Source organism: Citromicrobium sp. JLT1363, assembly GCF_000186705.1.
Taxonomy (GTDB): Bacteria; Pseudomonadota; Alphaproteobacteria; order Sphingomonadales; family Sphingomonadaceae; genus Alteriqipengyuania.
The window spans coordinates 101,137-123,738 of record NZ_AEUE01000002.1; the positions used below are offsets into that span (position 1 = coordinate 101,137).

General features: G+C 65.7%; 22 protein-coding genes and 1 tRNA gene. 10 read left to right on the forward strand and 13 right to left on the reverse strand.

Annotation, left to right across the window (positions count from 1 at the left end; genetic code table 11):
• Positions 1-101: 101 nt before the first annotated feature.
• The 3 genes from ADAD_RS0102905 to ADAD_RS0102915 all read left to right on the forward strand — a co-directional run bounded on the left by ADAD_RS0102905 (position 102) and on the right by ADAD_RS0102915 (position 3,682).
• The gene (locus tag ADAD_RS0102905; RefSeq protein WP_010409081.1) at positions 102-1,619 is read left to right on the forward strand and encodes a FumA C-terminus/TtdB family hydratase beta subunit; all 1,518 of its coding nucleotides are present in this window, start codon (positions 102-104) and stop codon (positions 1,617-1,619) included.
• Between the two features lie 142 nt (positions 1,620-1,761).
• Positions 1,762-2,955, forward strand: a complete 1,194-nt coding sequence (locus ADAD_RS0102910) for a histidine kinase (protein WP_010409085.1) — start codon at positions 1,762-1,764, stop codon at positions 2,953-2,955.
• Complete coding sequence (locus ADAD_RS0102915) at positions 2,948-3,682, forward strand: LytR/AlgR family response regulator transcription factor (protein WP_010409088.1); 735 nt, start codon at positions 2,948-2,950, stop codon at positions 3,680-3,682. The genes ADAD_RS0102910 and ADAD_RS0102915 overlap by 8 nt, the downstream gene beginning before the upstream one ends.
• A 90-nt stretch (positions 3,683-3,772) precedes the next feature.
• On the opposite strand, the gene ADAD_RS0102920 is transcribed toward ADAD_RS0102915, so the two are convergent.
• The 11 genes from ADAD_RS0102920 to ADAD_RS17060 all read right to left on the reverse strand — a co-directional run bounded on the left by ADAD_RS0102920 (position 3,773) and on the right by ADAD_RS17060 (position 13,577).
• Positions 3,773-4,072: a UrcA family protein gene (locus tag ADAD_RS0102920; RefSeq protein WP_010409092.1), complete on the reverse strand. Its 300-nt coding sequence runs from the start codon at positions 4,070-4,072 to the stop codon at positions 3,773-3,775.
• 263 nt (positions 4,073-4,335) lie between these two features.
• On the reverse strand, positions 4,336-4,746 hold the full coding sequence (locus tag ADAD_RS0102925; protein ID WP_010409096.1) for a DUF3035 domain-containing protein: 411 nt from the start codon (positions 4,744-4,746) through the stop codon (positions 4,336-4,338).
• A gap of 3 nt (positions 4,747-4,749) precedes the next feature.
• Positions 4,750-5,277: a signal peptidase II gene (gene lspA, locus ADAD_RS0102930; protein ID WP_010409100.1), complete on the reverse strand. Its 528-nt coding sequence runs from the start codon at positions 5,275-5,277 to the stop codon at positions 4,750-4,752.
• Between the two features lie 7 nt (positions 5,278-5,284).
• The gene (locus ADAD_RS0102935) at positions 5,285-8,233 is read right to left on the reverse strand and encodes an isoleucine--tRNA ligase (RefSeq protein ID WP_029139865.1); all 2,949 of its coding nucleotides are present in this window, start codon (positions 8,231-8,233) and stop codon (positions 5,285-5,287) included.
• 275 nt (positions 8,234-8,508) lie between these two features.
• Entirely contained in the window at positions 8,509-9,438 is a 930-nt protein-coding gene (locus ADAD_RS0102940; RefSeq protein WP_010409105.1) for a bifunctional riboflavin kinase/FAD synthetase, read from the reverse strand.
• Positions 9,435-10,652 carry a dipeptidase gene (locus ADAD_RS0102945; RefSeq protein ID WP_010409106.1) on the reverse strand — a complete coding sequence of 406 codons (1,218 nt, stop codon included), beginning with the start codon at positions 10,650-10,652 and terminating at the stop codon, positions 9,435-9,437. The genes ADAD_RS0102940 and ADAD_RS0102945 overlap by 4 nt, the downstream gene beginning before the upstream one ends.
• Entirely contained in the window at positions 10,649-11,140 is a 492-nt protein-coding gene (locus tag ADAD_RS0102950) for a dihydrofolate reductase (RefSeq protein ID WP_010409109.1), read from the reverse strand. Before ADAD_RS0102950 ends, ADAD_RS0102945 begins: the two co-directional genes overlap by 4 nt.
• Positions 11,137-12,210, reverse strand: a complete 1,074-nt coding sequence (locus ADAD_RS0102955; RefSeq protein WP_010409111.1) for a 5-(carboxyamino)imidazole ribonucleotide synthase — start codon at positions 12,208-12,210, stop codon at positions 11,137-11,139. The genes ADAD_RS0102950 and ADAD_RS0102955 overlap by 4 nt, the downstream gene beginning before the upstream one ends.
• Positions 12,207-12,698 carry a 5-(carboxyamino)imidazole ribonucleotide mutase gene (gene purE / locus ADAD_RS0102960; RefSeq protein ID WP_010409114.1) on the reverse strand — a complete coding sequence of 164 codons (492 nt, stop codon included), beginning with the start codon at positions 12,696-12,698 and terminating at the stop codon, positions 12,207-12,209. The genes ADAD_RS0102955 and purE overlap by 4 nt, the downstream gene beginning before the upstream one ends.
• Positions 12,698-13,384 (reverse strand): 2,3-diphosphoglycerate-dependent phosphoglycerate mutase, encoded by a 687-nt coding sequence (gene gpmA, locus ADAD_RS0102965; protein ID WP_010409117.1) that lies wholly within the window; start codon positions 13,382-13,384, stop codon positions 12,698-12,700. The genes purE and gpmA overlap by 1 nt, the downstream gene beginning before the upstream one ends.
• 34 nt (positions 13,385-13,418) lie before the next feature.
• A complete protein-coding gene (locus ADAD_RS17060; RefSeq protein WP_192807568.1) occupies positions 13,419-13,577 on the reverse strand; it encodes a hypothetical protein in 159 nt (52 codons plus the stop codon).
• A 112-nt stretch (positions 13,578-13,689) separates the two neighbouring features.
• Here ADAD_RS17060 and ADAD_RS0102975 point away from each other — a divergent pair.
• The 3 genes from ADAD_RS0102975 (at position 13,690) to ADAD_RS0102985 (ending at position 15,982) form a co-directional block, all read left to right on the forward strand.
• Positions 13,690-13,764 (forward strand) — tRNA-Thr (locus tag ADAD_RS0102975).
• Positions 13,765-13,949: 185 nt separating this feature from the next.
• Positions 13,950-14,366, forward strand: a complete 417-nt coding sequence (locus ADAD_RS0102980) for a PH domain-containing protein (RefSeq protein WP_010409125.1) — start codon at positions 13,950-13,952, stop codon at positions 14,364-14,366.
• Positions 14,363-15,982: a PH domain-containing protein gene (locus ADAD_RS0102985; protein WP_010409129.1), complete on the forward strand. Its 1,620-nt coding sequence runs from the start codon at positions 14,363-14,365 to the stop codon at positions 15,980-15,982. Before ADAD_RS0102980 ends, ADAD_RS0102985 begins: the two co-directional genes overlap by 4 nt.
• Before the next feature lie 7 nt (positions 15,983-15,989).
• On the opposite strand, the gene ADAD_RS0102990 is transcribed toward ADAD_RS0102985, so the two are convergent.
• Positions 15,990-16,289, reverse strand: coding sequence for a GNAT family N-acetyltransferase (locus ADAD_RS0102990; protein ID WP_010409133.1), 300 nt, complete (start codon positions 16,287-16,289; stop codon positions 15,990-15,992).
• A gap of 58 nt (positions 16,290-16,347) precedes the next feature.
• On the opposite strand from ADAD_RS0102990, the gene ADAD_RS0102995 reads away from it, so the two are divergent.
• Positions 16,348-17,343, forward strand: a complete 996-nt coding sequence (locus ADAD_RS0102995; protein ID WP_010409491.1) for a threonine aldolase family protein — start codon at positions 16,348-16,350, stop codon at positions 17,341-17,343.
• The gene (locus ADAD_RS0103000; RefSeq protein ID WP_010409493.1) at positions 17,340-18,296 is read left to right on the forward strand and encodes a DMT family transporter; all 957 of its coding nucleotides are present in this window, start codon (positions 17,340-17,342) and stop codon (positions 18,294-18,296) included. Before ADAD_RS0102995 ends, ADAD_RS0103000 begins: the two co-directional genes overlap by 4 nt.
• Here the strand turns inward: ADAD_RS0103000 and ADAD_RS0103005 are convergent.
• Entirely contained in the window at positions 18,268-19,074 is an 807-nt protein-coding gene (locus tag ADAD_RS0103005; protein WP_010409496.1) for an SDR family oxidoreductase, read from the reverse strand. The two genes, ADAD_RS0103000 and ADAD_RS0103005, sit on opposite strands and share 29 nt — an antisense overlap.
• A gap of 46 nt (positions 19,075-19,120) precedes the next feature.
• Here ADAD_RS0103005 and pepN point away from each other — a divergent pair, with 46 nt between their 5' ends.
• Both pepN and pgeF read left to right on the forward strand, forming a co-directional pair.
• Positions 19,121-21,763 (forward strand): aminopeptidase N, encoded by a 2,643-nt coding sequence (gene pepN, locus ADAD_RS0103010; protein ID WP_010409499.1) that lies wholly within the window; start codon positions 19,121-19,123, stop codon positions 21,761-21,763.
• The gene (gene pgeF / locus ADAD_RS0103015) at positions 21,756-22,550 is read left to right on the forward strand and encodes a peptidoglycan editing factor PgeF (RefSeq protein WP_010409502.1); all 795 of its coding nucleotides are present in this window, start codon (positions 21,756-21,758) and stop codon (positions 22,548-22,550) included. The genes pepN and pgeF overlap by 8 nt, the downstream gene beginning before the upstream one ends.
• Positions 22,551-22,602 lie beyond the last annotated feature (52 nt).

A 22,602-nucleotide genomic window follows, 5' to 3' on the forward strand; every position in this document is an offset into this window, starting at 1 on the left:
GGACAAGGCTCGCCAAGACCCGCATCACTTGTCGCATAGGCTCTGGCTGCTCTAGTGGCGCTTCGGTTTCGATCAGCAGGAGGTGCCCGTCGATGAGCGACATGACCATTATCACCGAAGACGATCTCGTCGAAAGCGTCGCAGATGCGCTTCAGTTCATCTCCTACTATCACCCGATGGATTACATCCGCGCGCTGGGCGAGGCCTACGAGGCCGAGCAGGGCCCGGCCGCGAAGGACGCGATCGCGCAGATTCTCACCAACAGCCGGATGTGCGCCGAGGGGCACAGGCCGATCTGCCAGGACACGGGCATCGTCAACGTGTTCGTGAAATGGGGCCAGGACTGCCGCCTCGACAGCAAGCGGAGCTTGCAGGAGGTCGTCGATGAGGGCGTTCGGCGGGCCTACAACCATGCCGACAACAAGCTGCGCGCCAGCATTCTCGCCGATCCGGCCTTCACCCGCCGCAATACGCGCGACAACACGCCGTGTGTGCTGAGTGTCGAGATGGTGCCCGGCAGCACCGTCAGCATCGATGTCGCCGCGAAGGGCGGGGGCAGCGAGAACAAGAGCAAGTTCAAGATGATGAACCCCAGCGACAATATCGTCGACTGGGTGGTGGAGCAGGTGCCGTCCATGGGCGCGGGCTGGTGCCCGCCAGGCATGCTTGGCATCGGGATCGGCGGCACGGCGGAGCATTGCGTCAAGCTCGCCAAGCAGAGCCTGATGGACCCGATCGACATGGGCCAGCTGAAGGCGCGCGGGGCCCAGACCGATATCGAGCAGCTGCGGATCGACATTTTCGATGCGGTCAATGCGCAGGGAATCGGTGCGCAGGGGCTGGGCGGCCTCTCAACCGTGCTCGACGTGAAGATCCTCGACTGGCCGTGCCACGCTGCGGGCAAGCCGGTGGCGATGATTCCCAACTGCGCCGCGACTCGCCACGCGCATTTCACGCTCGACGGATCGGGCCCGAGCTATCTCGAAAAGCCCGATCTCGATCAGTGGCCCAAGGTCAACTGGCAGCCGGACAGCGCGGCGAAGCGCGTCAACCTCGACGCCCTGACGCAGGAAGAGGTCGAAAGCTGGCAGCACGGCGATCGCCTGCTGCTCTCGGGCAAGATGCTGACCGGGCGCGATGCGGCGCACAAGCGGATCAAGGACATGCTCGAGGCGGGCGAAGAGCTGCCGGTCGATTTCCGCGGCCGCGCGATCTATTACGTCGGCCCGGTCGACCCGGTGATGGGCGAAGTCGTCGGCCCGGCAGGCCCAACCACCGCCACCCGGATGGACAAGTTCACCGAAATGATGCTCGACCTCGGCCTGCTCGCGATGATCGGCAAGGCGGAACGCGGGGCAGACGCGGTCGACGTCATCAGCCGGTTCAAGACCGCCTATCTGATGGCCACGGGCGGCGCGGCCTATCTCGTGGCGCGGGCGATCAAGGAAGCCAAGGTCGTCGCATTCGAGGAACTGGGCATGGAAGCGATCTACGAATTCACGGTCGAGAACATGCCGGTGACGGTCGCAGTCGACGCCGCGGGCAACAACGTCCACACCCTGGCGCCCGCCCAATGGCGCAAGCGGATCGCGGAGGAGAAGCTGCTCGAACGAAGCTGAGCCGCGCTCGACCAGCGTCCTGCCTGCCTCGACCGGCGCCATGGCTTCGCGCGGCCGGGTGGAGCAATCAGGGGTTATCGTGACGCAATTATCTTCGGATCAGCAGCCAACAGCGGAATCGAGCCGCCTGCCACTCAGGCTGGTGGTGCTCTCGATCGTCGGCCTGTGGCTGACCTACTTCGTACTGGTGACGCTGCGCGGCGTGGTCGTGGGGCTCGAGTTTCAGGAGGCGCTGCTCTGGCGGCGGTTGACCGTGTGCCTTGCAGGCGGCGGTATCACCTTCGGAATGTGGCTTGTGCTCCGCCTGGTCGATGCCAGCGGCCTGATGGTGAAAACGGCAACCGCTCTGGTTGTCGCCCTGCCTGCCGCTGCGATGATCGCGCAGGTCAATCAGATGGTCTTCGCCGATGTGCAGGAAGAGCTTTACCAGAAATACGCCGAGGAGCAGGGCGTTGTGATTCGCCGGGACGAGGCGGGGAACCTGCTGCTCGAAATCCCGCCGCTGCCGCGCGGAGAGCCCAGCCGGGCGGCCGCGCGCCAGGCAGTCGACCCGCAGAGCGGGCGCACGCTGGTACTCGCACCCGCGCCCAAGGGTGCGGAGAGATGGCGGCAGCTGTCCGAAATCGCGCTCGGGCGCTATTTCCTGCTGCTTGCTTGGGCAGCGCTCTATCTGGCGATGCTGGCCGGGGCGCAGGCCCGCGCGGCGCAGGCGCGCGAGGAGCGGTTCCGGACAGCTGCCAAGGCGGCGGAGCTGCGCAGTCTGCGCTACCAGATCAATCCGCATTTCCTGTTCAACACGCTCAATTCGCTGTCCTCTCTGGTCATCACCGGCAAGGACACGCGGGCCGAGGCGATGATCCAGGCGGTGTCCAATTTCTATCGTCACAGCCTGGCCGAGGAGCCGACTGAGGATGTGGCGCTGGAAGACGAGATCGCTCTGCAGCGCGACTATCTTGCGATCGAGGAGGTTCGTTTTCCCGAACGCCTGCTGGTGGACATTGATCTGCCCGCCCATCTCGAGCGCGCGCGCGTTCCGGGGATGATTTTGCAGCCGCTGGTGGAGAATTCGGTGCGCTATGCGGTGGCGCGCTCCACGACTCCCGTGCACGTCACGGTGCAGGCCTTCGATATCGTTGGCCGGCTGCATCTGGTCGTCGCCGATGATGGACCCGGGCTCGACGATAGTTCGGGCGGGGGCTTCGGGATCGGCCTCTCCAACGTGCGCGACCGGTTGCGCGCGCGGTTCGGCAACCGCGCCCAGGTCCTCACCGGCAAGGCTCCCGACGGGGGCTATCGTACGGAACTCATCATGCCGCTGGATTTCAACGATGAATGACAAGACCCCCTTGCGTGTCGTCCTCGTGGACGACGAGCCGCTTGCGATAGAACGGCTGGAAACCCTGTGTGGCAGGATCCCCGATGTCGAGGTCGTCGGGAAGGCTTACCACGGGCAGGCTGCGCTCGACGTGATCGATCAGCAGGCACCCGACCTGATTCTGCTCGATCTCACCATGCCCGGCCTCGACGGAATCGAAGTGGCCAAGCGGCTGGCGGGCAAGTCCTCCCCACCCGCGATCATCTTCGTGACTGCGCATGAAAGCTTCGCGGTCGAGGCGTTCGATCTGGATGCGGTCGACTATGTTCTGAAGCCGGTCGCCGCCGAGAGGCTGGAGCGCGCCATCGCCCGGGCGATCGGGAAGCGTGGCGAACCGCCCAGGGCCGCCGGCGCGAAGTGGCTGCAGGAGCTATGGGTCCCGCACCGGTCCGAACTGGTGCGCGTTTCGGTCGAGGATGTGCGCCGGATCGATGCGGAGCGTGACTATGTGCGGCTCTATGTGGGCGACAAGACCTATCTGCTGCTGCAGACCATCGCCGGGCTGGAAGAAAAGCTGGACCCTGATGCCTTCATCCGCACCCATCGCAGCACGATTTTGAGCAAGGCGAGCATCGCAGGCCTCCGGCACGATGGGCTGGGCGTCTGGTCGGTGGAAATGAGCGATGGGGAGACCCTGCGGATCGGGCGCACCTATCTGCCCAAGGTGAAGGCCATGGCGGGGCGCTAGGTACGGTCAGCCTGGCCGCCGGCCAGCGATACTCAAGAAAAACCCCCACCGAGCAGTTTCGGCGGGGGTTTTTGACGTAGGGATGTGCATTTAGCCGCCGAGGCGCTCTTTCTCGATAAGCGCGGCGATCTGGGTTTCGATCTGTCGCTTGGCGGTCCTCACGCAAGTGCGGGCGTCCCGGTCGACGACGCGGGTTCCGGTGCGTGCTTCGTCCGCGCCGCATACCTGCTTGGCAGCCTTGTCGATCCGGCGCTCGAGCGCTTTCTGCCCTTCGGGGGTGGCGAGATTGAGGTCCGAGTACTGGACATCGATGGACCGGTTTTCGGCTGCGATGGCTACGGTCGGCAGGGCCAGACCGAGTGCGGCGATCGTTCCAAGAAGCATCTTCATAGCGTTTCCTCCTCATCAGCGGCGCACCAGGGGGTTGGGGGAGCGGTGCGTCGCAGGAAGAGAGATGAAGTGCTGCGGCGGCCGGTGCACGCGAGTTTCGACCGGCGGCGTGATTGATAGACGGACGTTACGGAATCCGGGACAAACGGTCGATTCTGCCCGACGAACTACATCTGTAGTCGTTGGCGGAACAGTTCGGATGGGCCGTGTCGATTCGTTTCTTGGGAGGCCGGCGCCTGGCGGTGCAGCGGCTTCGGGATCGGTCAGCCGGGAATGACGGCCTGCGCGGAGCCGCCGTCGCCTTCGGGGGCGGCGATGATGTCACGCGTCACGCGGCCCTTCGCCACGGTGTTCGTCTTGGTATCGCCCACGGAAGAGCGGATGCCGGGCGCCGCTTCGCCAGCACGCTCCAGCGCCGACGTTTCGACCTGGCTGCGCGCGGCGGGGCCGCCGAAAAGCGCTTCGAGCGCCTGCTCGGACGCCGTGCCTTCGGTCGGCCGCGGGGCGCCGGGCTCGGGCGGAGCGAGGCTGAAATCGGGCGGAACCACCAGCGGCGCCTGGCGCTGCACGGCGAACTCGTCCGGCCGTTCGCGTCCCAGGATACCGCCGCCGCTGCCGCAGGCGGAGAGGCCCATCGCGAAGGTGGCGAGGATGAGGAGGCTCTTGGTGCGCATTATTCAGCTCTCTTTCGCAGCTAACTGCATGTCTTTGTCGGCGCTCTTGTCGCGCAGGAAGAAGGATCGGGCAAGGATGATGAGGACGCCGATGGTGATCGCGGCGTCGGCCACGTTGAAGATCAGGAACGGGCGGAACGTGCCGAAATGCAGGTCCGCGTAATCGATCACGTAACCGAAGAGGATGCGGTCGAGGATGTTGCCCAGCGCCCCGCCCAGGATCAGGCCCAGCCCGAAGATGTCGCCCATGGCCCGCTCGCGCAGCATCCACAGGAACACGATCACTGCGATGGCGGCGGTGCCGAACACCAGGATCCAGCGCGTCTCCACGCTGTCCGCTTCGAAAAGCCCCAGCGAGATGCCGAAGTTCTGGGTGAAGCGCAGATCGAAGAAGGGCAGCAGCTGCTGCACATCGCCCACCGAATCGATTTCCAGCGGGCCGGTGACGAGCCATTTGACGAGCTGGTCCAGCCCGAACACGATCAGCGCGAGCACGAGGCCGGCGAGGCGGCGGTTCCAGGCACCTTCCATCAGTGTGTCACTCCTCGCTCACGACATCGGCACAGCGGCCGCACAGGGCGCCTTCTTCCGAAACACTCGGCAACAGGCGCCAGCACCGAGAGCACTTGTTATCGGAAGAACGCGAAACTTTCACCCCTTCGCCTTCGTGGGTCTCGACTGACGCGGCGATGAACAGTTCTGCAAGATCCTCCATGTCGAATCCTTGCGGGACGCGGGAGGCGGGCACGGACACGGCAGCCTCGTTGCTGGAGCGGATTGTCTTTTCACGCCGCAGCGGCTCGATCGCCTCGGTCACATCCTCGCGAAGCTCGCGCAGCGCGGCGAAGCGCGTGGCGAGTGCCTCGTCGGTCCAGTTTTCGGGCAGTGGGTCGATCTGATGCAGGTGGATGCTCTTGGCCTCGGGGAAGCGGGTGCTCCACACTTCCTCGGCGGTGAAGACCAGCACGGGCGCGGCATAGCGGACCAGCGCGTGGAACAGGGTGTCGAGCACGGTGCGGTACGCGCGCCGCTGCGTCCACGCCGGATCGTCGCAATAGAGCCGGTCCTTGCGGATATCGAACAGGAAGGCCGAGAGGTCCTCGTTCGCGAACTCGGTCAGCAGGCGGGTGTATTCGTTGAAGTCGTAGTCGTGAATCGCCTGCCGCAGCCTGGCATCGAGCTGCGCCAGCTGGTGCAGCGTGTAGCGCTCCAGTTCGGGCATCTCGCCATAGTCGACGGCTTCGTCGGCCTCGTAGCCCTCGAGCGCGCCGAGCATGTAGCGGAAGGTGTTGCGCAGCTTGCGGTACTGGTCGGCGACGCCCTTCAGGATCTCGTCGCCGATGCGGTGGTCCATCGTCGAATCGACGCTGAGCGCCCACAGCCGCAGGATATCCGCGCCGTACTGGTCGACGATCTTGAGCGGATCGACCGTGTTGCCGAGGCTCTTCGACATCTTGCGCCCGTTCTGGTCCATGGTGAAGCCATGGGTCAGCACCTGGTCGTAGGGCGCGCGGCCGCGCGTGGCGCAGCTTTCGAGCAGCGAGGACTGGAACCAGCCGCGATGCTGGTCGGAGCCTTCGAGGTAGAGGTTCGCGGGCCAGGTCAGCGCGGGCCAGCGGTCGCTTTCAAGCACGAAGACATGCGTGCAGCCCGAATCGAACCACACGTCGAGGATGTCGTGCACCATCTCGAAATCGTCGGGGTTGTGATCGGACCCGAGGAATTCGGCCTTGCGCGCCTCGTCCCACGCATCGACCCCGCCTTCGCGGATGGCATCGACGACGCGCTGGTTCACGCCTGCGTCCTGCAGGTAGGTGCCGTCCTTGCGCACGAACAGCGTGATCGGCACGCCCCACGCGCGCTGGCGCGAAAGCACCCAGTCGGGCCGCCCTTCGACCATCGAGCGGATGCGGTTGCGCCCCCGCTCGGGCACGAAGCGTACGCGCTCGATTTCGGAGAGGGCGCGCTCACGCAGCGTGCCGGGCGCTCCCTCTGCATGGCCAACGCCCTCGCTCTCGACGATCGGCGCGTCGACAGGATGCTTCGCTTCGACCAGGGGCTTGTCCATCGGCACGAACCACTGCGGCGTGCAGCGGTAGATGATCTTCGCCTTGGAGCGCCACGAGTGCGGGTAGGAGTGCTTGTAGTCCGCGCTCGCGCTCAGCAGCGCGCCCGCTTCGGAGAGGTCCGAGCAGATCGGCCCGTCGGGCGCGTTGAACTTGGGGTTGATGACCGCGCGGCGGCGCTCGTCATTCCCACCCAGCCATGGCCAGTCGTCGCGGTACACGCCGCCATCGTCGACCGCGAAGACCGGGTCGATCCCGTTCTCGCGGCACAGGTAGAAGTCGTCCTCGCCGTGGTCGGGCGACATGTGGACGAGGCCGGTACCGCTGTCGGTGGTGACGAAGTCGCCAGCCAGCATCGGGCGGAGGGTTTCGTAGAACCCGCCGAGGGTGTGCATGGGGTGGCGGACCTTGGTCCCGGCGAGGTCGGAGCCTTTGATCCTCTCCCAGCTGGCAGTCGGAGTGTAGATAAGCTCGCTAGAGCCGTCGTCAGATCGCTCCAACTCTTTCCGCCAGCGGTCAAGAAATCCTACAATCAACGGCTCGGCGATCAGAACCCGCCTGCCTTCGAACTGCTCAAGCGGCGCAGATTCTTTGAAATCGCCACGTTTATGCGCGTCGAGACCCAGCTGGATGAGCGCATACTCAACTTCCGGCCCATAGGCCAAAGCCTGGTTCACCGGGATCGTCCACGGCGTAGTCGTCCAGATCACCGCATGCGCGCCGACCAGTTCCGGGATCGGCGATTCGACGATCTCGAACGCCACATCGATCTGCGTGCTCGTGATATCCTCGTACTCGACCTCGGCTTCGGCGAGCGCGGTCTTTTCGACCGGGCTCCACATTACCGGCTTGGAGCCGCGATAGAGGTTGCCGGCCTCGGCGAACTTCATCAGCTCGGCGACGATCGTCGCTTCGCTGTCGTAGTCCATGGTGAGGTAGGGATTGTCCCAGTCGCCCAGGATGCCGAGGCGCTTCAACTGTTCGCGCTGGGTGTCGACCCATTTCTGCGCATAGGCGCGGCATTCGGCGCGGAATTCGGCGCGCGGAACCTCGTCCTTGTTCAGCTTCTTCTTGCGGTACTGTTCCTCGACCTTCCACTCGATCGGCAGGCCGTGGCAGTCCCACCCAGGCACGTAGGGCGCATCCTTGCCGAGCAGGCTCTGCGTGCGGCAGACCATGTCTTTCAGGATATGGTTGAGCGAGTGGCCCACGTGAATGTCGCCATTGGCGTAGGGCGGGCCATCGTGAAGGATGAATTTCTCCGCGCCCGCACGCTCGGCGCGCAGCTTCCCGTGCAGGTCGTCCTGCTGCCATTCGGCCAGAATGCCCGGCTCCTTCTGCGGGAGCCCGGCTTTCATGGGGAAATCGGTTTTCGGCAGGAAGACGGTGTCCCGCCAGTCCTTCTTGGTATCGTCGCTCATCAGGCGCGAGGCCTTAGCGGGGCCTTGTGCATCGCGCAATTTTTCGATTGCCGTGCCCGGTATCGGTGCGCGGAGGATCGGGGCGCGCGGGGACGCGACGCAAGCTGTCCTACATGCCGCCGACCCGCTAACCTCGCTGCTGCTCTTTGATACTGTCGATCCCCGCGACCCACTCATCCGCTCTCACGTGATGAAATCCACCCTTGCGAAAGGGGCCGGTTTTTTGGCCCCTGGACACTGTGTCAGGTGTGTCAGAAGCCGCTCTGCGCCAAACGCTAGTCCGCCAGCAATCGCCGCGCTTCGGCACAATCCCGATCCATCTGCGCGATCAGCGCGTCGAGCCCGTCGAACTTCGCCTCGGGCCGGATGAAGTGGTGCAGCGCGACCTCGATTTCCTGCCCGTAGAGGTCGCCCGAGAAATCGAAGAAATACGGCTCGAGCAGCTCCTTGGCAGGCTCGAACTGCGGGCGGATGCCGATATTGGCGGCGCCTTTCAGCTCCTCGCCCGAGGAGAGGATGCGGCCGGTCACGGCGTAGATGCCGTATTTGGGCCGCAGGTAATCCTCGAGCGCGAGGTTGGCGGTGGGGTAGCCGATTTCGCGCCCGCGCTTGTCGCCGTGCTCCACGATCCCGCGAATCGCGAAGGGGCGGGTGAGCAGCTGCGCGGCGGCCTGCGGCTCGCCTGCCTTGAGAAGGTCGCGAATCCGGCTGGAGGAGACGACCGCGTCGCCGTCGCTCACCGCCGATACGGTGCGCGCTTCCAGCCCATGCTTCGCACCATGCTCCTTCAGCAGCGCAGCATTGCCCTTCGCGCCCTTGCCGAAGGTGAAATCCTCGCCCGTCAGCACGCCATGCGCGCCGAACCGCTCGACCAGGATCTGCTCGATGAAATCTTCCGCGCTCGTCCCCGCCAGCTCGGCATCGAAATGGAACACCAGCATCGCGGTCGCCCCGAAGGCGAGATAGAGCTCGTGCCGCTGTTCGAGGCTGGTCAGGCGGAAGGGCGGGGTGCCGGGCCTGAAGAACTGCACCGGGTGCGGATCGAAGGTCGCGACGATCACCGGGCGCTCTTCCTCGCGCGCCCAGCGGATCGCTTCACCCGCGACCGCCTGGTGGCCCTTGTGAAACCCGTCGAAATTGCCGAGCGCGACGATGGCTCCGCGCAAGGGCGCAGGCACCGGTTCGCGATGGTCGAGCCACCTCATTGCGGCACGATACCCGCACGCAAGACCCGGAGAGCATTGCCGCCCATCACCGCGCGGATCTCCTCCTCGGTGAAGCCCTCGTCCAGCAGCGCCTGCGTCACCTGCACCAGCTGCGAGGTATCGAACCGGACGGTCACCGCGCCGTCGTAGTCGCTGCCCAGCGCCACGTGTTCGATCCCGACGAGGTCGCGGACATGCTTCATCGCCCTGGCCGTATCGCGTGGGCTCGTGCCGCATACGGCTCCGTCCCAATACCCGATGCCGACCACGCCGCCGGTCTTCGCGACCCCGCGAATCTCCTCGTCGGTCAGGTTGCGGTTGACCTTGCAGGTCGCCTGCACGCCGCCGTGACTGGAGACGACCGGGCGGCGCGACATGGAAAGAATGTCCGCCACGCAGGCATGGCTGCAATGCGCAATGTCGACCACCATGCCGAGCTCTTCCATTCGCCGCACGGCCTTGCGCCCCTTGTCGGTCAGCCCGCCCTTCTCGACCCCGTGCATCGACCCGGCGAGATCGGTGTCGAAGAAATGGGTCAGGCTGGCCATGCGGAAACCCGCCTCGTGCAGCTTATCGAGATTGGCGAGATCGCCTTCGAGGTTCTGCAGGCCTTCGATGCTGAGCAGCGCGCCGACGGGTGGCTGGCCCCGCAAGGGCGTGTTGAATTTCGGTTTGAGCACAGGCCAGCGGCTCTTGTCGGCGCGCACCGCAAGGAGCTGGTCGATCTCTTCAGCGCTTGTCATTTCGACTAGCTCGCCGTCCGACTTCGCCGCCGCCCGGTCGAGCTTCTCGGCGTGCCACAGAGATCGTTCCAGCAGGCTGGTCCAGGTGCGGGTGGGCTGCAGTTGGGCAATCACCAGCGTGGTGATGTTGTCGCTGTCAGCGTCGTTGGAGTCGTAGTTCTGGCCCTTGGGCGTCTTGGTGACGCTGGAGAACACCTGCAGCGCCACGTTGCCTTCTTCAAGGCGTGGCAGGTCCATGTGGCCGCGATCCGCGCGGGCCAGCAGGTTGCGATTCCACAGCAGCGTGTCCGAATGCAGATCGACGATGGTCAGCGTCTTGTGCAGCGCCTTCGCCTCTTCGGAGACTTCGATCAGCGGCTCGCCGTCGATCTGGTTCATGCTGCGCTCGGCAATGCCGGGGGCGAACTGGAAGAAGCCTGCGATGCCGATCAGCAGCACCAGTCCGGCGATGATCAGGACGGTCTTCTTCACGTGCGACGCTCGTAGGTGATGAAGGAGAAGGCGGGCGTATCGCCGCTGGCCTCGTGATCCTCGCGCGCGACCTCCTGCCAGCGCGATTCGTCGGGCGCGTCCATGAAGGTGTCGCCGTCGTAATCGGCGTGGATCTGCGTCAGCTCGATCCGCTCCGCCTGCGGTTCGAACAGCACGAAGACGTCGGACCCGCCGATCACGGCGGTTTCCTCGCCCCCGGCTGCGGCCAGCGCTTCGGGTACGGACATGGCCCGCTCCGCACCGTCGGCCTCCCACTCGCTGTCACGCGTCAGCACGATGTGGCGGCGACCGGGGAGGGGGGCCTTGAAACTCTCGAAGGTCTTGCGGCCCATGATCATGGGCTTGCCGGTGGTAAGCGCCTTGAAGTGCTTCAGGTCCGCGGGAATGTGCCAGGGAAGGCCGCCATCCTTGCCGATCGCGCCGTTCGCGGCGCGCGCGTAGACGAGGAAAAGCGTGTCTTCGATCATCGGGCGGGCTCCTCTTCCGGCCATTCCAGCCGCGTGATGTGGCCCATCTTGCGACCCTCGGGCGCTTGCGTCTTGCCGTAGAGGTGCAGGTGCGCGGTGGGATCGGCAAGCGCCTCGTGCGCGGTTGCGGCTGCGGGGCCGATCACGTTTTCCATCGTGACGCGCGGCGCGACGCGGCGCGTATCGCCCAGTGGCAGGCCGCAGATCGCGCGCACCTGGTTCTCGAACTGGCTCGTGGCCGCCCCCTCGATGGTCCAGTGGCCCGAATTGTGCGTTCGCGGGGCCATCTCGTTGAAGATCGGGCCGTCCTTGCTGGCGAAGAACTCGAGCGTGAGCACCCCGACATAGCCGAGCTTGTCCGCCACCGCCTTTGCCAGCTTGCGCGCTTCGTTCACCTGGGCGCCGACGATGCCGGGGGCGGGCAGGGTAGAGCGTGCGAGAATGCCGTCCTCGTGACCATTCTCGGAGCTTTCCCAGAATGCGACCACGCCATCCGCGCGCCGCGCGAGAATGACCGAGAACTCGCATTCGAACTGCACGAACCCTTCGAGAATGCAGGGCGCATCGGGCAGGTCGAGCGCTTCGGCCTCTTCGCGCGAGGAGATACGCCACTGGCCCTTGCCGTCGTAGCCGTCGCGGCGGGTCTTGAGGATCGCCGGCGTTCCGAGCGCGTCGATCCCGGCGAGCAGGTCACTGTGCGAATCGACCGCGTGGAAGGGCGCGGGCGTGCCACCCAGATCGGCGACGAAGCGCTTCTCGGCCAACCGGTCCTGCGCAATCGCCAGCGCGCGCGGGTGTGGTGCCAGTTTGTCGGCAATGGCCTCCAGCGGTGCGGCGGGCACGTTCTCGAATTCGAGCGTGATCACGTCGCACCGGTCGGCAAACGCCTTGAGGGCTGCCGCATCGTGCCAGTCCGCGCTGACATATTCGCTGCACACCTGCGCGATCACCGCGTCCCCTTCGGGCGCGAAGGCGATGACCTGATAACCCAGCTGCGCGGCGGAAATGGCGAGCATGCGGCCAAGCTGGCCGCCCCCAAGAATGCCGATGGTTCCGCCCGGCTCGATCATCCTTCGCTGGGCTTCTCGGCAACGGCCTCGCTGCGCCTGGTGCGCCAGGCGACGAGCCCTTGCATGATTCGCGAGTCATGCGCGCCCAGGATCGAGGCGGCGAGCAGTGCGGCATTTGTCGCACCCGCTTCGCCGATCGCAAGCGTGCCGACGGGCACGCCGGCGGGCATCTGCGCGATCGACAACAGACTATCCATCCCGGATAGCGCTTTCGAGCGGACCGGCACGCCCAGCACGGGCAGCGGCGTCATCGCGGCGATCATCCCGGGCAGGTGCGCCGCGCCGCCCGCGCCTGCGATGACGATCTTGAAGCCTTCGTCCGCCGCGCCTTTGGCGAAATCGTACATCCGGTCGGGCGTGCGATGGGCGGATACGATCCGCACATCATGCGCAATGCCCAGTTCGTCCAGAACGTCGGCGGCGCATTTCATGGTCGGCCAGTCGGACTGGCTGCCCATCACGATCGCGACCAGGGGGGCGTCAGCCATCAGGTTTCTTCCAGATACTGCCGCTCGCCCGCGACCTTGCCGTTTTCGAAGAGGTAGACGATCGGGCGACCGGTGGGGATTTCGAGGCCCGTGATCTCGTCGTCCGAAATGTTCGAAAGGTGTTTGACCAGCGCGCGCAGCGAATTGCCGTGGGCGGAGACGATCACCGTGCGATCTCCCGTCAGCTCGGGCAGGATGCGCTCTTCCCAGTAGGGCAGCACGCGCTCGATGGTGAGCTTCAGGCTCTCGGTATTGGGCACATCGATGCCTTCGTAGCGCGGGTCCGCGCCTGGATCATATTCGCTGCCTGCTTCCATCGGCGGCGGCGGCGTGTCGAAGCTGCGGCGCCAGATATGCACTTGCTCGTCGCCATGCTTGTCTCGGGTTTCCTGCTTGTTGAGGCCGGTGAGGCCGCCATAGTGCCGCTCGTTCAGGTGCCAGTCCTTGGTCACCGGGATCCACAGCCGGCCGCATTCCTCCAGCGCGAGGTTGAGCGTGCGGATCGCGCGGGTCTGGAGCGAGGTGAAGGCCAGATCGGGCAGCACGCCCTTGTCCTTCAGCAGGCGCCCTGCGGCGCGGGCTTCTTCAACACCCTTGTCGGTCAGGTCGACATCCCACCAGCCGGTAAAGCGGTTGGCGAGGTTCCATTCCGACTGCCCGTGACGGACGAGGATCAGCGTTGCCAAAGTTCATGCTCCCTTGCGGATAGGCTGCGAGCCGTTAGCTGCCTGGCTCTTCTTTGGGAAGATCGAGCTGCCCGCGGCCATCCTTGTGCGCCCGCGCCTGCGCCTTGCGGCGGCGAAGGTTCTCGCGCAGCTGCGCGGCCAGGCGTTCGGCTTTCTGGTCCACAGGCCTGTCGGCTGGAGAATGCTCGCTCATGGCCCGAGCAGATGCTATGGTCGCGGGCGCGACGCAAGCTTTGCTTGACTTGTGTGCGGCACGCGACAATAGCGCGCGGCCTGTGACGGGCTTCGGCTCGCCGATCCCCCATGCTGCTGTAGCTCAGTGGTAGAGCGCACCCTTGGTAAGGGTGAGGCCGGGAGTTCAATCCTCCCCAGCAGCACCACTCCCCCTGTTTATGGCGTCCCTGCCGAAATCGGGCGCCGCCCGCGCCTGAAAAAGGTTGCTGCATTGCAACGCCTTGGCCATTCTCGAATCATGCAAGACGAGGGGGGCAGAGCGGACATGGGTCCGGAGAACACGGTCGATGACCAGCCTTTGCGGCAGGGGCATCCAAATCATCCCAAGGCGATGAGGGTGGCGACCGTCTTGACCGCAATTCCGCTGCTGATCGGCGCGCTGGTCGCCGAATATCTCACCGCGTTCCCCAACTTCATCATCGCCGCGCCCGTGGCGCTGATCCTGCTGCTGGTGGTAGTCTTCCTCCCGCAGCGCCGGTATGCCGTGCGCGGGCATGCAATGAGCGATGACCGTTTGCGCGTGGTCAAGGGCATCATGTTCCACTCGGATACCGTCGTGCCGTTCGGGCGGGTCCAGCATATCGATGTCGATCGCGGCCCGATCGAGCGCTATTACGGGCTTGCCACGCTGCAGCTCTACACCGCCGGATCGCACGGCGATGTGGTGAGCCTTCCCGGCCTTGCCCATGAGGATGCGCTGGAGATGCGCGAGACGATCCGCTCGCATATCAAGCGCGAATCGCTGTGACCGAGAATCCGGCCAATGCGCCGATTCGCCCGCCCGAACAGCCGGAGGCCGGCGAGCTGGAGGCGGAGGCCGCCGACGGACTGCCCAGGCGCACCGATCCCCGCACCTTCATCGTCCAGGCGCTGCAGACGCTACCGAACATGGCGCTGCCATTCGCCGCGCTCGCCTTTACCTTCCGCGACAACGGGCGTTTCGCCTTGCCGGTGCTCCTGGGGCTGGTGGCGCTGTTCCTTCTTCTGAACACGGTCTTCACCTTTCTTGCATGGTGGCGACAAACCTACCGCGTGGGCGAAAGCGATATCCGGCTGGAAAGCGGGGTGCTTTCACGCGCGGCGCGCTCGGTACCGTATGACCGGATACAGGACGTCAGCCTGGAACAGGGGTTCATTCCGCGGTTGTTCGGGCTGACGATGGTCAAGTTCGAAACGGGTGCCGGCGGTTCGGACGAGATCAGTCTGGCTTACCTCACCAATGAAGAGGGCGCGCGGCTGCGTGAACTTGTGCGCGAGTTGCGCGACGAGGCCGACGGCGTGCCGACCGGCGGCGCGCAGGCTGCCGATGCCGCAAACGCATCAGCACAGGATACGGATGCCACGGTTTTGTTCGCCATGGGCCCGCGCCGCCTGTTCGTCTTCGGCCTGTTCGAGTTTTCACTGGCGATTGTCGCCTTCGTCGGCGCAGCGGCGCAGCAGTTCGATTTCCTGCTGCCCTTCGACATCTGGGATGTCGAGACCTGGCAGCGGCTGGTTGCAGGGCCGGGAGAACAGGTCGCCCAGCTCGGGCCGGTCGGGCAGGTACTCGGCGCGATTGCCGCCATCCTCACCCTGCTTGTCCTCGGTCTTGTCACGGGGATTGTGCGGACCTTCACGCGGGACTGGGATTTCCGGCTGGAGCGCAACCCGAAGGGTTTCCGGCGGCGGCGCGGGATGTTCACCCGGACCGACGTGGTGATGCCGGTCCATCGCGTGCAGGCCGTTCGCATCACGACCGGCGCGATTCGCCACCGATTCGGCTGGAAGAGCCTCAAGCTGGTGAGCCTGGCGCAGGATGCGGGCAATTCGAGCCACGTGGTCGCGCCCTTCGCCAAGGCGGCCGAACTGACCCCGATCCTGAAGGTGGCAGGCTTTCCGCTGCCGCCGCGCGGGCTGGACTGGCATCGCACGACTGCCAGCTACCGCGTTGTCGCGGCGGTGCTGGGCGGTGCGTTCTATGCAATCCTCGCCGTTGGTGCTGCGGGCGCGGCGGTTTACCTTGGGGACAGCCGCTACGACTGGCTCTGGCTGGTGGCGCTGGCGCTGGCGGCTTTCGCCGTCTTCGCCGCGGTTCGTGAGCTTTTTCTCTGGCGGGTAGAGCGCCACGCACTCTCATCCCGCCACCTTTACCAGCGACGCGGCTGGCTGGCGCCCGGTTTCGCGATCGCGGATCGCGTAAAGCTCCAGTCCGTCGACATCGTGCGCGGGCCTCTCGGCCGCATGTTCGGCTACGTCACGCTCCACCTTGGGCTGGCTGGGGGCACTTTCTCGCTGCCCGGAATACCCCGGTCCGAGGCGGACCGGCTGCGCGGCGAGCTGCTTGCCAGCATGGTGGAGACGGATTTCTCGCGCCTGGTGCGCTAGATCGCGCTCAGGCGCGCAGATCGCTCCAGTCGTTCTTGTCGAACTTGGCTTCGACATAGGAACAGTCGGGCCGGATCAGGAAGCCCTGTTCGCGCGCGTCGGAGATCAGCCGCTCTACCAGCTGAGCCGCAACCCCGCGCCCGCCGATGGCTTCGGGCACGATGGTATGCGTGGCCACCCGCACTTCCTTGCCGCGCGTTTCGGGGCCCGGCTCCCATTCCAGCGTGCCTTGTGCGTCCTCGCCCTCCAGATGCGCGACATATTTGCCGCCCTGGCCGACGACGTGGTGGGTGATCTTGGTGGTCATGACTTCCTGTCCTTTCGATACGCTTGCATCGAACGTTGGCCAGCGTAGGGGCGTTCCGATGCGATTCCTTTCCGATAATGCCGCGCGCGTCCACCCCCGGGTGTGGGACGCGCTCCGGGCCGCTGATGCGGGCGATGCGCCGTACGATGGCGATGCCTTGTCCGCCCGGCTGGACGAAGCCTTCGGAGCGCTGTTCGAGCGTGAGGTCGCGGTGCTGTGGGTCGCCACCGGCACGGCGGCCAACTGCCTTGCGCTGTCCGCCATGGTGCCGCCGCATGGCGGTGTCGTCTGCCACCGCGAGGCGCATATCGAGATGGACGAGGGCGGGGCGCCCGGCTTCTATCTCCACGGTGCCAAGCTGATGCTGGCGGAAGGCGAAGGCGCGAAGATCACGCCGGGCGCCATCCGGGAGGTGATCGATCCGATCCGCGACGATGTGCATCAGGTACAGCCCCACGCGATCTCGATCACGCAGGCGAGCGAATATGGCCGCGCCTACCGGCCGGAAGAAATCTCCGAGATTGCCGGGCTTGCGCGCTCTCGCGGTCTGGGCTTGCACATGGATGGTGCGCGCTTCGCCAATGCTGTGGCATTCCTTGGCGTCCCGGCGGCGGAAGCTGCCGGCGATGTCGACGCGCTGAGCTTCGGCTGCGTCAAGAACGGCGCGATGAGCGCGGAAGCGATCGTCTTCTTCGATCCGGCTCTGGCCGACGTGGTCCGCTACCGCCGCAAGCGCGCCGGGCATTTGCAGTCGAAGGGCCGCTTCCTCGCCGCGCAGCTGCTCGCCATGCTCGATGGCGACCTCTGGCTGGAAAATGCCCGTTCGGCCAATGCCGCCGCGCAGGCCATCGCGGAGGGCGCGAGCGAGCGCCTGATGCATCCCATCGAAGCGAACGAGGTGTTCATCCGGCTGACCCCTGCGGAGCGCGAGACGCTGCGCGGCGCCGGCTACCAGTTCTATGACTGGGGGGCCGACGCAGCGCGTTTCGTCGCCGCGTGGGATAGCGATCTGGGCGAGGCAAGCACGCTCGGTCAGGCCATCGCCGCCTTATGAGCGATCACGATAGCGGGCTGCTGCGGCCCCGCGTCATCCTGCCGTTTCTTCTGACAGGCGCAATCTGGGGCTCCACCTGGCTGGTCATTACCGGCCAGATCGATGGCGTGCCGGCGGCATGGTCCGTCTTCTACCGCTTCGCCGTTGCCACGCCCGCGCTGTTTCTGGTTGCCGTACTGATGAAAAGGCGGCTGTGGCTGACCCGGCCCGAACACCTTCTGGCGCTGGTGGTCGGCCTGTTCCAGTTCAGTGCGAACTTCCTGTTCGTATACCATGCCGAACTTTACGTGACCTCGGGCATCGTCGCGATGATGTTCGGCCTGCTGATGGTCCCCAACGCGCTGCAGGCCCGGCTTTTCCTTGGCGAAAAGGTGACGAGCGGCTTCATGCTCGGCAGCGCGGTTGCGATTATCGGCGTCTCCTTCCTGCTGATCCACGAATGGCGCGCCAATCCCGATGCGGGTGTTGTCGGTGGCAACGTGCTGCTCGGCATCGCGCTGGCGCTGCTGGGCATCCTCGCGGCCTCTTTTGCCAATGTGGTGCAGGCGAACCCGACCGGGCGTGCGGTGCCGATGGTCAGCCTGCTTGCATGGGCGATGCTCTACGGCACCGCGTTCGACCTGGGGTTTGCCTGGATCACCGCAGGGCCGCCTCCGTTTCCCACGGAGATCACATATTGGGGCGGGATCGTGTACCTCGCGCTGATCGGATCGGTGGTGACATTCCCGCTGCACTACAATCTCGTGCGGGAGATCGGCGCAGGGCGCACGGCATATAATTCGATCATGACGATATCCGTCGCCATGCTGCTGTCGACCCTGTTCGAGGATTATCGCTGGACCTGGCTGACCGCGAGCGGAATGGGGCTGGCGGTGATCGGCATGATCATCGCGCTCAGGGCGAGAACGCCGAGGCCCAAGGAAGTCAGGGCCGAGGGGGCAGCAGTGCCCTGAGGCCTTCGCGGTAGGTCGGATATTTCGGCTGCCAGCCCAGCAGGCGCTTTGCCTTGCCATTCGCCACCCGTCTGTTCTCCGCATAGAAGCCGCGCGCCATGGGCGAGAGGTCGGCCTCTTCCAGAGAGAGCAGCGGCGGCGGTTCGACCCCCAGAAGCGCGCAGGCCTCCTCGACCACGGCGTTCTGGCTGGCAGGCAGGTCGTCGCCGAGGTTGTAGGCACCCGGCGGGACATTGGCGGTCAGCGCCGCAACCGCGCCGCTCGCAATATCGTCCACATGCACCCGGCTGAAGACCTGCCCGGGCATGTCGATCCGGTGCGCCTTGCCCGCCTCGATCCGGTCGAAGATGCTGCGCCCCGGGCCGTAGATGCCGGGCAGGCGGAAGACCCGCGCCCCCTGCTCCAGCCATGCGCGATCGGCCTGGGCCCGCGCATTGCGACGGCCTTCTCCTCCCTGAGCAATGGTGGGTGTCGCCTCGTCGACCCACGCGCCCTGCCGGTCGCCGTAGACGCCAGTGGAGGAAAGATAGCCCAGCCAATCCTGGCTCAACGCATCGCCGTACCGTTCCAGCACCGGGTCGCTTGTGGTCTCCCGGTCCGGCGGAACCGAAGACAGCACTGCGTCGGCAAGGGCCAGCTCCGCTCGCACCTCCCCTTCGTCCGCGAAGGAAAGCTTGCCGTCGCTACCGGTCGCGACCACTTCCCATCCGAGAGATTGCGCTTCTCGTGCGATCCGCTTGGCGCTGTAGCCGAGCCCGAAGATGAAGAGTTTTGCCATTACCCGCCCTGCTGCCACAGTGCGTGACGCGAAGAAACGAGGACTTATGGACCAGCCGAGCAATCCCTCCACCGCCGCCAATGCTCCAGCAGGCGCGCCCGTACTGCCCGATGCGGCGCCCGAGCCGCAGGAGCCTGCGATCATCCGCCGCAAGGATTATGCGCCTTTTCCCTGGCGCGTGCCCGAAATCCGGCTCGATTTCGATCTGGGGCTGGAGACAACGCGGGTCGAGGCGACACTCTCGGTCGAGCCCAATCCCGATGCGCAAGCCGCGGACGAGATACGCCTCGACGGGGACGGGCTGGTGCTGGAAAGCGTGTCGGTCGACGGAGAGCGGCGCGAGGACTGGCGCCGTGAGGACGAGGACCTGATCGTTCCCCTGACTTCCGGCAAGCACACGCTGGCCATCGTCACCCGCATCGCGCCGTCGCAGAACACCCAGCTGATGGGGCTCTATGCCAGCGGCGGTATGCTGTGCACCCAGTGCGAAGCCGAGGGTTTCCGGCGGATCACCTTCTTCCCCGACCGGCCCGATGTCCTCTCCGTCTATACCGTGCGCATGACGGGCAGCCGCAAGACGTTCCCCGTGCTGCTTTCGAACGGCAACCCGGTGGACGAGGGCGCGCTGGAAGATGACCGCCATTTTGTCGAATGGCACGATCCCTGGCCCAAGCCGAGCTACCTCTTCGCGCTGGTCGCGGGCGATCTGGTGGCCCGCACGGACAGCTTCACGACAATGAGCGGCCGCAAGGTCGAGCTGGGTGTGTGGGTCCGCGCCGAAGATCTGCCGCGCACGGGCCATGCGATGGAATCGCTCAAACGCTCGATGACGTGGGACGAGGAGACCTTCGGGCGTGAATACGACCTCGACCGGTTCAACATCGTCGCTGTGGGCGATTTCAACATGGGGGCGATGGAGAACAAGGGCCTCAACATCTTCAACACGAAGTACGTTCTGGCGGACGAGGATACCGCGACCGACGACGATTTCGACGCGGTCGAAGGCGTGATCGGGCATGAGTATTTCCATAACTGGTCGGGCAACCGCGTGACCTGCCGCGACTGGTTCCAGCTAAGCCTGAAGGAAGGCTTCACCGTGCTGCGCGACCAGCTGTTCAGCCAGGACCTGCACGGCCACGCGATCAAGCGGATCGGCGATGTGCGCGTGCTGCGCAGCGTGCAGTTCCCCGAGGACAGCGGGCCTTTCGCCCATCCCATTCGGCCCGATAGCTATAAGGAAATCAGCAACTTCTACACGGCCACCGTCTACAACAAGGGCGCCGAGGTCATCCGCATGATGCGCGGGCTCGCGGGGGAGGCCGCCTTCCGCAAGGGCAGCGATCTCTATTTCGAGCGGCACGATGGCGAGGCCGCGACCTGCGAGGATTTCGTGCGCGCGATGGAAGACGGCGCAGGGCTGGATCTCAAGCAATTCCGCCGGTGGTACGAACAGGCGGGCACACCGCAGGTGACGGTCGAGCAGGGCCACGAGGGCGAAAAGGTGACGCTGACCTTGCGCCAGAGCGTGCCCGCAACGCCGGGCCAGCCCGACAAGGCTCCCATGCCGATACCCCTGCGCATCGCCCTGTTCGATCCCGCCAGCGGCACGCATTCGGGTGAAGAGCTGATCGTGCTGAACGAGGCGGAGCAGAGCTTCACCTTCGATGGCCACGCCGCTCCCCCGATTCTCTCCATCAATCGCGGTTTCACCGCTCCGGTCGCGATCGAGCGGGACATTTCGCGCGACGACCTGATGTTCCTCGCCGCGCATGACGACGACGCGTTCGCCCGGCACGAGGCGATGCAGGAACTGCTGCTCGGCTATCTGCTGGGCGATGGCGGGGACGATGCACGCGATGCGATCGGCACGGCGGCTGGTGCGATTCTGGCGGACGATTCGCTGGATCACGAAATGCGGGCCGAACTGCTGACCCTGCCGCCCTTCGCCTATCTGGCAGAGCGATCGGAAACCTACGATCCCGGCGCGATGGTCGAAAAGCGCGAAGGGCTGCGGACCTGGCTGGGCGAAACCTTCGCCAGCGATTTCGTTCGCCTGCACGACGAGCTTGCCGGCCCCTCGCGCGAGCGCGGAATATCCGGCAAGCAGGCGCGGCGGATGCGCTCGCTCGCGCTGGCTTACGTCGCGGCGGCGGACCCGGAGGCGGGCGCAGCCCGCGCAGCGGCGCAATATCGCGCTGCCAGCGGCATGACCGAGCGGCAGGGTGCGCTCTCCGTCCTCGCCGGACTGGACGGTCCGGAGCGGGAAGAGGCGCTGTCCGACTTCTACGATCGCTTCGAAGGCAATGCGCTGGTGATCGACAAGTGGTTCACGCTGCAGGCCATTGCGCTGCGCCCGAAGGTCCTTGAAGAGATCGAGCGGCTGGCTGACCACGAAGCCTTCACCATGTCCAACCCCAACCGGGTGCGCGCGCTCTATGCCGCGATGGCGGGCAATCCTCTGGCGTTTCACGACGAAAGCGGTGCGGGCTACCGCATGATCGCCGACCTGATCCTGGAACTGAATCTCAAGAACCCGCAGCTTGCGGCGCGTTTCGTGCCCTCGCTCGGCCGGTTCCGCCGTGTCGAGCCCAAGCGCTCCGCATTGATGAAGGCCGAATTGGAGCGCATTTCGCAGGCGCCCACGCTTTCGCGCGACGTTGCCGAACAGGTGAGCGCGAGCCTTGGTTGAGGCTCCGGTCCCGATCCGCGCTGCCGCGCTCGATGGCGTTCCGCACGGGTTCTTCGGTCGTGCCAATGCCGATGGCCCCTGCGGCGTGTCCACCGGCGAGGTCGCGGGCCTTCAGGTGGGGTTCGGCGCGGGCGACGATCCGGAGGCGGTGGCGCAGAACCGACGCCGCGTCATCGCGGCCGTGTTGCCCGGCGCGGATCTGGCCATGCCTTTCCAGGTGCATTCTCCCGACGTGGCGGTTGTTACCGGGCCGGTCGAAGGCGATGCGCGGCCCCGAGTGGATGCGCTGGTCACTGCGACCCCCGGCCTGCTGATAGGCGTGGTCACGGCGGATTGCGCACCCGTTCTCCTTGCGGACCGGGAAGCGCGCGTGGTCGCTGCCGCCCATGCAGGCTGGCGCGGCGCCAAGGAAGGCGTCCTTGCCAATACGGTGGAACAGATGATTGCGCTCGGCGCGCGGCGAGGCCGAATAGGCGCCGCCATCGGACCGACGATCGCCCAGGCCAGCTACGAGGTGGATGCTGGTTTTCGCGATCGGTTCCTCGAAGACGATCCTGCGAACGCTCGCTTCTTCGAACCCGGCAAGCCCGGCCACCATCAGTTCGATCTCCCCGGATTTGTCGCGGCGCAGCTCGAGAATGCGGGTATCGGATCGGTCGAAAACCTCGCGCTCGACACCTATGGCGATGCCGCCCGCTTCTATTCCTACCGCCGCGCAACCCACCGGGGCGAGGCGACCTATGGGCGCCAGGGGGCGTTCGTCGGCCTGCCTCCGGAGAGCCCATAGCAGGTCCTTGCTTGCGCGGCGGCGTATCACAGTTGCGCAAAAGGCCATTGGC